Origin of the sequence: Streptomyces coeruleofuscus, from assembly GCF_039532725.1 — a bacterium.
Lineage (GTDB): Bacteria > Actinomycetota > Actinomycetes > Streptomycetales > Streptomycetaceae > Streptomyces > Streptomyces coeruleofuscus.
In genome coordinates, this window is record NZ_BAAASE010000014.1 from 46896 (window position 1) to 58699 (window position 11804).

Below are 11804 nucleotides of genomic sequence, written 5' to 3' on the forward strand. Positions count from 1 at the left end.
AGTATATTGCGCTCTGCGTATTGGGCGGTAAGACTGGGCTCCGAGGCGGTGGCCTGTCAAGGGGCCTCGCACCGGCGGCGCCGACCCGAGTCGGCGCCCGACGAGGAGGCGCAGATGGCGCAGGGCACACGCGTGGAACACGACCTGGTGGGGGACGAGGAGGTCCCGGCCGACGCCTACTACGGCGTGCACACGGTGCGGGCGGTGGAGAACTTCGCGATCACCGGGTCGACCATCGCCCGGTTCCCCGAACTGATCACCGCGCTGGCAGCGGTCAAGCAGGCGGCCGCGCAGGCCAACCGCGACCTGGGCCTGCTGCCCCCGGACATCGCCCGGACGATCATCAGGGCCTGTGAGGAGATCGGCGCCGGACGGCTGCACGACCAGTTCGTCGTCGACCCCGTCCAGGGCGGGGCCGGCACGTCGACGAACATGAACGCCAACGAGGTCATCGCCAACCGCGCCCTCGAGATCCTCGGCCACCCCCGCGGCTGCTACGACGCGATCCACCCGCTCGACCACGTCAACCTCGGCCAGAGCACCAACGACGTCTACCCCACCGCCGTCCGTCTGGCCCTGGTCGCCTCATTGCGCCGGCTCGGTGACTCCCTGCGGGCGCTGGCCACGGCCTTCACCGTCAAGGCGACGGAGTTCGGCGACGTCCTGAAGATGGGCCGCACCCAGCTCCAGGACGCCGTCCCCATGACCCTCGGTCAGGAGTTCACCACCTACGCCGTCATGATCGAGGAGGACCGGCAACGCCTCACCGAAGCCGCCGCCCTGCTGCTGGAGTCCAACCTCGGCGGCACCGCGATCGGCACCCGCATCAACGGCCACCCCCGCTACGCCGAACTCGCCTGCCGCCACCTCGCCGACATCAGCGGCGAACCCGTCCGGCCCGCGGGCGACTTCATCGAAGCCACCCAGGACTGCGGCGCATTCGTGCAGCTTTCCGGCGTCCTCAAGCGCGTCGCGGTGAAACTCTCCAAGACGTGCAACGACCTGCGTCTGATGTCCTCCGGGCCCATCGCCGGGCTCGGCGAGATCAACCTGCCGCCGGTGCAGGCGGGTTCGTCGATCATGCCGGGCAAGGTCAACCCGGTGATCCCTGAAGTCGTCAACCAGGTCGCCTTCGAGGTCATCGGCAACGACCTGACCGTCACCATGGCCGCCGAAGCCGGACAGCTCCAGCTCAACGCCTTCGAACCCGTCATCGCCTACAGTCTGTTGCGCTCCCTTGCCCATCTGCGCGCGGCCTGCGACACCCTCGCCACCCGCTGCGTCCCCGGCATCACCGCCAACCGCGAACACCTCCACGACACGGTCCACCGCTCCATCGGCCTGGTGACCGCACTCGCCCCGCACATCGGCTACGCCGCCTCCACCGCGCTGGCCCGCCGGGCCCTCGCCACGGGCCGCGGCATCAAGGACCTGGCCACGGAAGCGGGCCTGCTCACCACTGAACAACTGGAGACGATCCTGCGTCCGGAGAACCTCACTGGTCAGGCACCTCTGCCGGAGCCCCTGACCACGACCTGACGGGGGAACTGGATAGGCTGATCCGATTGCTAGAGTGGCCGGTATGAGTCCTGGCGCCCAGCATTCCGACGGCCCCGCCGCCCAGCCGCTGCGCAAGGACGCCGAACGCAACCGGGAGCGGATCATCGCCTCCGCGCGCAGGGTGTTCGCGCGCGACGGGCTGAGCGCCTCCATGGCGTCCGTGGCCCGTGAGGCGGGGGTGGGGATCGCCACGATGTTCCGCCGCTTCCCGACGAAGGAGGAGCTGGTCGACGCCGTCTTCTCCGACCGCATGGACGCCTACGCCGACGCGGTCGCGGCCGCTCTGGACGACCCCGATCCCTGGCACGGTTTCGTCGGCTACATCGAGACCGCGTGCGCGATGCAGGCCGCCGACAGCGGCTTCGCCGACGTCCTGACCATGACCTTCCCCACCGCCAAGGCCCTGGAGCAGCGCCGCGACGAGGCGTACGAGGCCATGGTGCGGCTGATCGACCGCGCCAAGGCGGCAGGCCGGCTGCGTGAGGACTTCGACCCCTCGGATCTGGTCCTGATCCACATGGCCAACGCCGGCGTCGTCAACGCAACCGGCGACGCCGCCCCCGACGCCTGGCGGCGCGTCGTCGCCCTGATGATCCAGTCGCTGGAGGCCCCGGCCCGCGGTCCCCTGCCCGACCCGCCCGAGCACGACGCCCTGTACCGGGCGATGCTCCGCGCCGGCCCGGAAGGCCCCACCGCACCGGCGCCCGACAAGAGCAGCTGACGCACCGCCGGTCCGCCTACCGTGGGGCGGAACCCGCTTCCTGAGTGGCGGCCCAGGTGGCGAGCAGGTTCAGGTTCTCCGCGGAGGGCGAACCGGGCTCGGCGGTGTAGATGGTGAGGGTGAGGCCCGGTTCGGCGGTGATGGCCAGGGCTTCCCAGCTGAGGGTGAGATCGCCGACGACGGAGTGGTGGAACTGCTTCGTGCCGGTGCCGTGGCGGGTGACGTTGTGGGCGCCCCAGCGGGTGCGGAAGACGTCGCTGCGAGTGGACAGTTCGCCGACGAGGTCGTGCAGCTCCTTGTCGCGGGGATTGCGGCCGGCCTCCGTGCGCAGGACGTCGACGGTCATGTCGGCGGCGAGCTCCCAGTGGGAGTAGACGCGCCGCCCGGTGTGTGGTGACGCAGCGCGGGCACCGACGCGCGGGGCGAGGCGCCGACCGGCTGTCCGGATCGGCGCCCCGCGTTCACCAGCGGCTACTTCACCGCCATCGGCGTGACGGCGATCCGGTCGATCACCGGTGCGTACGGGGACCGCTGGTCGTACTGGTTGTACGTGTCGCCGTCGAAGTCCGGCAGTTCCTCCGCCGTGAAGGTGAGCCGGTTCGTGCCCTTCTCGAGGGTGACCGGGACGGTCAGGTCCCAGAAATTGTTGAAGTGGAAGGTGGTCGGGAACAGCACCCGGCGCGCCGGTCCGCCGTTGACGGAGAGGTCGGCGTGGCGGGCGATCGGGTCGGGGTTGTAGTGGGTGGCCGGGGCCTGTTCGGCGTTGGAGTAGCGGATGGTCAGCGCGTGCCGACCGGCCCTGGCGGCCACCACCTCGACGGTGAGGGCGTTGGCCTTTCCGTCGCCGATGCCCGTGACGGCCTTGCCGTTCGTGGCGAAGGTGTAGGCGTCGGTGACCTTCGCCGCCCCGGTGAGTGTGCCGTCCTCCGCCTGCCGGACGGTGGGCACCAGGGTGCCCTTCGACGGGACGACCCGCAGCCGGTCGAGGACGAGTTCGCGTGCCGTACCGGTCACGGTGACCTTGTTGATGCCGCCGGACAGGAACATCCGGACCGTGTCCGTGCCCTTCTTGGCCCCGCCGGTCTTCGGCAGGTCGAGCTTCTCGCCGTTGAGCGCCAGGCTCGCGTGGCCGCCGCCCAAGTGGTCGACCGACACGGTCGACTCACCGTCGGTGGGGGAGTGGACCCAGAAGGTCGCGGAGGCGCCCTTCGGTAGCGGAACCGCGCCCGGCCCCGAGGCACCGCGGTCCGTGTAACGCGGCTCGGTACCGGTGAGCGTGGCGTACTCGGCCTCGTAGATCGCCGGAGCGGTCACCTTCTCGTCGCGCAGGGACAAGTCGATCTTGTCGATGATGGCGTCACCCTTGGTGACCCCGAGGTCGGGGTCCTGCGCGGCCAGGGTGATCCGGTGCTTGCCCGCCGTCAGCTTCACCGTCGTGTCGCTGTGGCCCCACACGACCCACTTGTAGCCCAGCGGCAGCCGCAGCTCCTGCGGGTCCTTGCCGTCGACGCGCAGGAAGACGTTGGTCGGGCCCTGCTCCTTCACCAGGTCGTACAGGTTGTAGGAGTTGGCGAAGACGCTCAGGTCGTACGTACCGTCCTGCGGGACCTCGACGTCGAAGGCGAGGACCCCGTCGGAGCCGGTGCGCAGACCGCCCACGTTGTAGGCGCCCGACGTGGCGAACTTGCCGACGTCGGAGGGCGTGCCCTCGGGGCCGTTCCTGGAGTAGCCCTTGCCGGTGTAGGTGGCGTTCTCCGCCTCGTAGGCCTGGCGCCAGCTCACCGAAGGCGCGGCCGGCTCACCGCCGTTGCCGCCGGGGGAGAGGATGACCTGGTAGGCGGACATCTCGTTCATGCCGGTCATCGGCAGTGTGACCGAGCCGTCCGGCCCGACCGTCAGTTTCTGGTCCGCGAGCCGCAACGGCTGTGCCGAGTCGCCGACCTGACCGGTCCAGGGGATCTCCTGGACGGTGGCGCGCACGGTCTTCCCGAACAGTTTCGGGTCGACGTGGTCGAAGACGATGTCGGCGTCGCCGCTCTTGCCGCCGAAGAGGGCGCGGGACTGCCTCTTGTCCTTGTCGAGGGTGGCCACGCCCTGGAGCGTGTACTGCTGGTTGGGGTGCGGGGCGGTCACCTCGACCGTGTGACCCGACATCTGCCCGTAGGCGTTGAACAGCCACCACTGGCCGTTGCCCTTGTTGGCCTCCACGGCCGAGTCGTTGAGATTGCCGTCGATGTTCCAGTACGCCAGGTCGGCGTCGATCTTGGACTCCTCGATGGCGGAGACCCACTGGACGACCTGGCCGGGCACGGACAGGTGGTAGTTGTGCCCGTACTCGTTCACGTTGATCGGCAGCGGGCCGACCCCGACGTCCTTCTCCATCTGCCGGTACTTCGCCACGTTCGTACGGACCGCGGCGGGCGACGACAGCTCGTGCCAGGTCATCACGTCCGGCACCACGTCGTTGGCCTTGGCGTACTGGAGGAAGTCCTTGACCTGGCTGTACAGGACGCTGGTGTTGGGGCCGGCGATGCGGGCGTCCGGGTCGAGGCCCTTGATGAGGTGGTAGACCTCCTTCCAGGCCGCGAAGTAGTGCTGGGGGTCCTTCAGCCAGGAGACCTTGTTGTAGCTCCACTCGCCGGTCCCGAACATGTTCCCTTCGGGCTCGTTGAAGGGCACGTAGACGACGTTGTCCTTGTACTCGCCCATCGTCAGGACCTGCTGGACCTGCTTCTTGATCTTCTGCTTGAAGTCGGCGAGCCGCGCCGGACCGTCCGCGCCCGGCCACTGGTACGGGAAGCCGCGGTAGATGTCGGTCATGTAGATGTAGACGTCCTTGCCGCCCGAGTCCACGAACGGCGGCAGCATCTCCAGCGCGTCCGCTCCCGGGTGCTGCGGACCGTCCTGCGCCTTCGTCGACACCGTGCGCAGGTGCATGCCCTCGATGAGGTTGCGGCTCGGCACGCCGTCGCCGTACACGCCGTACAGCGAGCCGGAGGCGCCGCCGTGGAAGGCGCCGGTGTCGGTGGCGAGGTCGATGACGAGCCGTTCCCGCTCCGCGGCCCCGGCGGTTCCCGTGGAGGGGCCGGCCAGGAGGGTGGCGAGGGCGGCCGTCACCGCGGCTGTGGCCACAGTCGTTCTACTTCGTCGCACTGAGGTCTCCGTGGTTTCCGTATTGCTCGGACTGGCTGCTCGGACGCTGACTGCTCGGGCACTGAGGGGGTCGAACCGGTTCGATTCGCCGCAGGAAAACGGGCTGCGATCCATCCGGCGTCCCTTGCGGCGCGCAGGGACGGCCGCCCGTCGAACCGGTTCGCAGGAAGTTAGCACCGGCGAAATCCCCCAGCAATACCCCTGCCGCAGTACAAGTAGTGCTGCGCGGGGTGTTGACAGCCGCCCGGGCAGTTCCTAGCTTCACTTCACGCGAACCGGTTCGACAACGATCGGTTCGACAGCCCACGCAAGGAGTTCCCCGTGAACATCGGTGAGATCGCCCGGCGGGCCGGTGTCTCGCGGAGCACCGTGTCGTACGCGCTGAGCGGCAAGCGTCCGGTGTCGGACGAGACACGCCGGAAGATCCAGGAGGTCATCGACGAGCTGGGCTACCGGCCCAACGCCAGCGCCCGCGCCCTGGCCAACGGCCGGACCAGCACGATCGGCCTGGTCTTCCCGCCCGCCGGGAACCACTACACCGGCATGCAGCTGGACTTCATCGGCAGTGTCGTCGAAGCCGCCGCGGCCCACGACTACGACGTGCTGCTGTCCCCGAGCGGCGTGGACAGCGACCGCTCGTTCCAGCGGCTGCTGGGGGAGCGGCGGGTCGACGGCGCGATCCTGATGGAGATCAGGCTGCAGGACGACCGGGTCGACCACCTGGCCGAGCTCGACTTCCCCGCCGTCGCCATCGGCCGCACCGCGCACCCGGAGAGCGGCTGGTGGGTCGGCCTGGACCACACCGCACTGGCGGCGGCGTGCGTCCACCATCTCGCCGACCTCGGTCACCGCCGGGTCGCCTTCGTCAACCGGCCGGAGCAGCTCCTCCGGGCGGGATACGAGTCCGCGCACCGGGGCCTGGACGGGTTCACCAAGGCGGCGGCCGAGCGCGGGCTGACGGTACGCACGTACTGCTGCGGGGACGACGCCGCGTCCGGCCAGGTGTGCCTGGAGCGGATCCTGCACGACGACCCGGCGACCACGGCCCTGGTCACGCTGAACGAGGCCGCTCTGGGCGGCCTCTACCGAGGGCTCGCCCAGGCGGGCCGCCATGTACCGCGGGACTTCTCCGTCACCGGAGTCGTGGCCGGCCGGTGGGCGGAGACGGTGACCCCGCAGCTCACCGCGGCGGACGTACCGGCCGAGGAGATGGGCCGTCGCGCTGTCGACCTGCTCATCGAACGGCTCGACCATCCCGGCGCGCCGCCCCGGCACCACCTTCTCGCACCACCCATCTCCCTGCGGGCGAGCACCGGGCCCGCAGGGGGCACGCCCTCCGCCTGACCTCCGAACGTCCGACCCTCGAACCCTCCCCGCGCTCTTCTCACTTCACCGGGTACGCCACCGCCGTTCGGCGTACCCGCACACCCCTCGTCACCACTCCCACGGCACCCGTATGCCGAGAACGAAGGACCCGCCATGCACAGCTCCTCGAGACGGCTCCTCGCCACCGTGGCCCTGTCGACCGTCGTCGCCGTCGTCGGCACCGCCTGCTCCTCCGGCGCCGGCAGCACCGACGCCAAGGACGCCGACAGCGGCACCTACACGATCTGGGACCCGTACCCGCAGTTCGCCAAGGGCTCGGCCTGGACGAAGCTGCTGGACAAGTGCGGCACCCAGGCCGGAGTGAAGATCCAGCGGACCGGCTTCGACACCAGCGACCTGGCCAACAAGACACTGCTCGCGGCCCAGCAGGGCAACTCCCCGGACGTCCTCATCGTCGACAACCCCGTCGTCTCGACGCTGGCCGAGGCGGGCGTGCTCACCACGACCGACGACAACAAGCTCGACACCTCCAAGGTCGACCCCAACCTGCTCGCGGCCGGCCAGTCGGGCGGCAAGACGTACGGCACGCCGATCGGCGCCAACACCCTCGCCCTCTACTACAACAAGGAGGTACTGAAGGAGGCCGGGGTCGACATCGCCTCGGTCAAGGACTGGAAATCGCTGACGGCGGCGCTGGCCAAGGTCGAGAAGGCCGGCAAGAAGGGCATCACGTTCTCGGCGATCGGCACCGAGGAGGGCAGCTTCCAGTTCCTGCCCTGGTTCTGGGGCTCCGGCGCCCAGCTCACCGAACTCGACTCGGACGAGGCCGTCTCCGCGCTGTCGCTGTGGCAGGACTGGCTGAAGAAGGGCTACGCCCCCAACTCGGTCATCAACAACACCCAGACGACCAGCTGGCAGGAGTTCGCCGGCGGGGACTACGCCTTCGCCGAGAACGGCACCTGGCAGCTCGCAGGCGCCGAGAAGGCCGGTTTCGAGTACGGCGTCCTGCCGATCCCGGGCTCCGACGGGGGCAACGCCGCCGCCCCGACCGGCGGCGAGTTCGTCACCCTCCCGGTGCAGGACGACACCGGCCGCTACACCACCTCGCAGAAGCTGGCGACCTGCCTGACCAGCACCCAGAACCTGTATGACACCGACACCACCCTGTCCTACGTCGCTCCCACGAGCGAGGTCCAGAACAAGCAGGTGGCGGCGAACCCCGCGCTGAAGGCCTGGGTCGACGCGGTCAAGGCGGCCAAGGGACGCACCAGCGGCGACCTCGGCACCAAGTACCCCAAGATCTCGGAGCAGTTGTGGAAGGCGGTCCAGTCCGCCCTCAGCGGGTCGAAGTCGCCCGAGGACGCGCTGACGTCGGCGCAGGCCGCGGCCGAGTGACATGGGCCCGATGAAGCAGACGGCACACCCGCTGGACCACCGGCCCGTGCGCACACCGACCGGGACGGCGGCGGCACCCGCCCCGCCCCCGGCCCGTGCCGCGACACGACACCGGCCGGCCTCCCAGCAATGGGCCGCCTGGGCCTTCCTCGCCCCGGTGACCCTCTACCTCGTCCTCTTCTACGCCTATCCGCTGTACCGCAACCTCGACCTGAGCCTGCGCGACTACACGGTCCGTTCCTTCGTCCAGGGCGACGCGCCGTTCACGGGCCTGGAGAACTACGGGAAGATCCTCGACGACCCGACCTTCGCCCCGGCCCTCCTCCACACCGTCGTGTTCACGGCCGTGTGCCTGGTCTTCCAGTACGCCATCGGCTTGGCGCTGGCAGTCTTCTTCCACCAGCACTTCCGGCTGTCGGCGACCCTGCGGGCCCTGTTCCTGGTGCCCTGGCTGCTGCCGCTGATCGTGTCGGCCTCCACCTGGTCGTGGATGCTCAACAGCGACTCCGGCATCGTCAACACCCTGCTGAGCACCGTCGGCGTCGACCCGGTGAACTGGCTGACCTCGCCGTCCTGGTCACTGACCTCGGTGATCATCGCCAACATCTGGATCGGCGTCCCCTTCAACCTGGTCGTGCTCCACAGTGGCCTCCAGGCCATCCCGGGCAGCCTGTACGAGGCCGCGGCGCTGGACGGGGCGAACGCCTGGCAGCGCTTCTGGCGCATCACCTTCCCGCTGCTGCGCCCCGTGTCCGCGATCACCCTGCTCCTGGGCCTGGTCTACACGCTCAAGGTCTTCGACATCATCTGGATCATGACCAAGGGCGGTCCGGCGGACTCGTCCACCACCTTCGCCACCTGGTCCTACCAGCTCGGCTTCGGCAACCTCCTGCCCGCCTTCGGACCCGGAGCGGCCGTCGGCAACCTGCTCGTCGTCGCCGCCCTGGTGTTCGGCCTCGTCTACATCCGGGTCCAGCGAAAGCAGGCGCTGTCATGAACCGAAGCCCCAGCCGTACGTGGTGGAAGACGGCCACCGGTCTGCTGCTGACCGGGATCATGCTCTTCCCGGTCTACTGGATGCTCAACGTCTCCCTCACCCGCGACCAGGACATGCGCAAGAGCCCGCCGGACCTGCTGCCGCTGAACGGCACCCTGGCCGGCTACCGCACCGTCCTGGACGAGCAGTTGACCTACCTCGCGACCAGCCTCGTCATCGGCCTGGGCACGGTCGTCCTGACCGTGGCACTGGCCGCCCCCGCCGGCTACGCCCTGGCCAAACTGCGCCCGCGCGGCGGCGGTCTGCTCGCCTTCCTCTTCCTGGTCGCCCAGATGATCCCCGGCATCATCATGGCGATGGGCTTCTACGCCATCTACCTCCAGCTCGGCCTGCTCCGGTCCGTCCCCGGCCTGATCGTCGCCGACTCCACCCTGGCCGTCCCGTTCGCGGTGCTCATCTTCACGGCGTTCATGTCCGGCATCCCCGGCGAACTGCTCCAGGCCGCGAAGACCGACGGGGCCGGGGCCCTGCGCACCTTCTGGTCCGTCGTCCTGCCGATGAGCCGCAACGCCGTCGTCACGGTGTCCCTCTTCGCGTTCCTGTGGTCGTGGTCCGACTTCGTCTTCGCCGGCACCCTCGTCAACGGCGGCGCCCACGAGCCGATCACCCTGGGCATCTACCACTACATCGGCAACAACAACCAGGAGTGGAACGCCATCATGGCGACCGCCGTCGTGGCCTCGCTGCCGGCCGCGGTGATCCTCGTCCTGGCCCAGCGCTACGTCGCCGCCGGTGTGACCGCCGGTGCCGTCAAGGACTGACCCCTCCGTGAACCTCCCGCGGACCTCCCCTTCCGCCGACGACCCCTGCTTCCGCCGACGATCCCTGCTCGAGAAACGAGTCACGCCTCCATGACCGCCGCCCCGTCGTCCGGACCCGCCTTCTCCGTCCACGACATCCCGTTCAGCACGTTCGGATCCTGGTTCGGCATCTCACCCGTGGTCGCGGAGAAGACGTACGCCGAGGACCTCCACCTCGTCTCGCACCAGAACGGCATGCACGCCGTCCTCCGCCTCGTCCCCCTGGACCAGGCGACCGGCGAGCGCGCCGGGGCCCGTGTCGAGGCGACACCGGGACTGCTCAGCTGGGTCGGCCCGGCCGGGCGCGTCGACCTCGCCTACGAGTCGCCGGACACCGTACGCCTGCGGGGCAGCGGCCTGGACATCGGAGTCTTCGCGGCCGCGCAGGTCCTGACACCGTTCAGCGGGACGTACTTCTTCCACGACCCGGCGGCGGACGCGCACGTGTTCACGTCGTACGAGACGGGGCGCCGCTACCGCGTCACCATCCTGTCCGGCCGGATCGCCCACACCGCCGGAGCCCAGGCCCTGGGCGGCGGAGACCGCGGCCTCGCCCTGACCGCGGCGGCGGACGGCGGGTGGGAGATCGCCGTCGAGGAGATCGACACCGCTCGTCCGCCGTACGCGTCCTCGGCCGCCTTCGGCGAGATCGTGGCGGCGGCACGCGGAGCCTTCGCGGACTTCGTCGAGGCGGTGGCCCCATGGCGCTCGTCCGCCACCCCGGCCGCAGAACTCGCCGCCTACGTCCTGTGGTCGGCGACCGTACGCCCGGCCGGGCTCGTCTCCCGGCCCGCCGTCCTCATGTCCAAGCACTGGATGGACAAGGTCTGGAGCTGGGACCACTGTTTCAACGCCCTGGCCCTGGCCCCGGGCTGTCCCGAACTGGCCATGGACCAGTTCGCCCTGCCCTTCGACCACCAGGACGGCAGCGGAGCCCTGCCCGACTCCGTCACCCACTCCGAGGTCCTCCACAACTTCGTCAAACCGCCCATCCACGGCTGGGCGTCGGGCCGTCTGCGCCGCCGGCTGCCGACGCCTCCCAGCCGTGCGGAACTCGCCGGGACGTACGACCGGCTGGAACGCTGGACGCATTTCTGGCTCACCGCTCGGCGCGCCCCCGGCGCAGCCCTGCCCCACTACCAGCACGGCAACGACAGCGGCTGGGACAACGCCACGACCTTCGACCCCGAGCGGGTGGTCGTCACCGCCGACCTGGCCGCCTTCCTCGTCCTCCAGCTCCACGAACTCGCCACCTTGGCGACGGAGTTGGACATGCCGGACGAAGCGGGCCGGTGGACGCGAACGGCCCGCGAGATCCAGTCGGCGCTGCTGGACGAACTCTGGACCGGCGAACGGTTCGTCGCCCGGGGAACCGCCACGGGGGACACCTGGAGCAGCTCCAGCCTCCTGGACCTGATGCCCATCGTGCTCGGCGAGCACCTGCCCGGCGAGGTCGGCAGCGCGCTCGCCGACCACATCAAGGCCCACCTGACCCCGTACGGCCTCGCCACCGAGCTGCCCACCTCGCCGCACTACCTCGACGACGGCTACTGGCGCGGCCCCGTCTGGGCCCCCGCCACCGTCCTCATCGAGGACGGCCTGCGCCGCGCCGGCCACCACCGGCTCGCCGACGACATCAGCGCCCGCTTCCGCGCCCTGTGCGAGACCCACGGCTTCGCCGAGAACTTCGACGCCCTCACCGGCACGGGTCTGCGCGACCGCGCCTACACCTGGACCGCCGCGAGCTACCTCCTCCTCGCCGAAGCACTCGCACACCCGGGCAGCCACTGAC

At 69.9% G+C, this 11804-nt stretch carries 8 protein-coding genes and 1 pseudogene; 7 read left to right on the top strand and 2 right to left on the bottom strand.

Annotated features, from left to right (window positions below; translation table 11 throughout):
* Window positions 1-114: 114 nt before the first annotated feature.
* A complete protein-coding gene (locus tag ABFX81_RS37275) occupies window positions 115-1539 on the top strand; it encodes an aspartate ammonia-lyase (protein ID WP_086847418.1) in 1425 nt (474 codons plus the stop codon).
* 43 nt (window positions 1540-1582) lie between these two features.
* Entirely contained in the window at window positions 1583-2281 is a 699-nt protein-coding gene (locus ABFX81_RS37280; protein ID WP_346139307.1) for a TetR/AcrR family transcriptional regulator, read from the top strand.
* A gap of 16 nt (window positions 2282-2297) precedes the next feature.
* Here ABFX81_RS37280 and ABFX81_RS37285 read toward each other — a convergent pair.
* Together ABFX81_RS37285 and ABFX81_RS37290 are read right to left on the bottom strand one after the other, a co-directional pair.
* Window positions 2298-2663, bottom strand: a pseudogene (locus ABFX81_RS37285) (MmyB family transcriptional regulator); the annotation flags it as partial.
* 89 nt (window positions 2664-2752) lie between these two features.
* Entirely contained in the window at window positions 2753-5413 is a 2661-nt protein-coding gene (locus ABFX81_RS37290; RefSeq protein WP_346139308.1) for a cellulosome protein, read from the bottom strand.
* Window positions 5414-5755: 342 nt separating this feature from the next.
* Here ABFX81_RS37290 and ABFX81_RS37295 point away from each other — a divergent pair, with 342 nt between their 5' ends.
* The 5 genes from ABFX81_RS37295 (at window position 5756) to ABFX81_RS37315 (ending at window position 11803) form a co-directional block, all read left to right on the top strand.
* Complete coding sequence (locus ABFX81_RS37295) at window positions 5756-6778, top strand: substrate-binding domain-containing protein (RefSeq protein ID WP_086852797.1); 1023 nt, start codon at window positions 5756-5758, stop codon at window positions 6776-6778.
* A gap of 135 nt (window positions 6779-6913) precedes the next feature.
* Entirely contained in the window at window positions 6914-8155 is a 1242-nt protein-coding gene (locus ABFX81_RS37300; RefSeq protein WP_086852796.1) for an extracellular solute-binding protein, read from the top strand.
* Between the two features lie 10 nt (window positions 8156-8165).
* On the top strand, window positions 8166-9152 hold the full coding sequence (locus ABFX81_RS37305; protein WP_086852800.1) for an ABC transporter permease subunit: 987 nt from the start codon (window positions 8166-8168) through the stop codon (window positions 9150-9152).
* Window positions 9149-9973: an ABC transporter permease subunit gene (locus tag ABFX81_RS37310; protein WP_086852794.1), complete on the top strand. Its 825-nt coding sequence runs from the start codon at window positions 9149-9151 to the stop codon at window positions 9971-9973. The genes ABFX81_RS37305 and ABFX81_RS37310 overlap by 4 nt, the downstream gene beginning before the upstream one ends.
* Before the next feature lie 90 nt (window positions 9974-10063).
* The gene (locus tag ABFX81_RS37315) at window positions 10064-11803 is read left to right on the top strand and encodes an amylo-alpha-1,6-glucosidase (RefSeq protein ID WP_346139309.1); all 1740 of its coding nucleotides are present in this window, start codon (window positions 10064-10066) and stop codon (window positions 11801-11803) included.
* Window position 11804: the final 1 nt, after the last annotated feature.

Bases quoted from the DNA above. Each gene is read 5' to 3' on its own strand.
- ABFX81_RS37275 (WP_086847418.1), top strand. From the start codon at position 115: ATGGCGCAGGGCACACGCGTGGAACACGACCTGGTGGGGGACGAGGAG.
- ABFX81_RS37305 (WP_086852800.1), top strand. From the start codon at position 8,166: ATGAAGCAGACGGCACACCCGCTGGACCACCGGCCCGTGCGCACACCG.
- ABFX81_RS37315 (WP_346139309.1), top strand. From the start codon at position 10,064: ATGACCGCCGCCCCGTCGTCCGGACCCGCCTTCTCCGTCCACGACATC.
- ABFX81_RS37280 (WP_346139307.1), top strand. From the start codon at position 1,583: ATGAGTCCTGGCGCCCAGCATTCCGACGGCCCCGCCGCCCAGCCGCTG.
- ABFX81_RS37300 (WP_086852796.1), top strand. From the start codon at position 6,914: ATGCACAGCTCCTCGAGACGGCTCCTCGCCACCGTGGCCCTGTCGACC.
- ABFX81_RS37310 (WP_086852794.1), top strand. From the start codon at position 9,149: ATGAACCGAAGCCCCAGCCGTACGTGGTGGAAGACGGCCACCGGTCTG.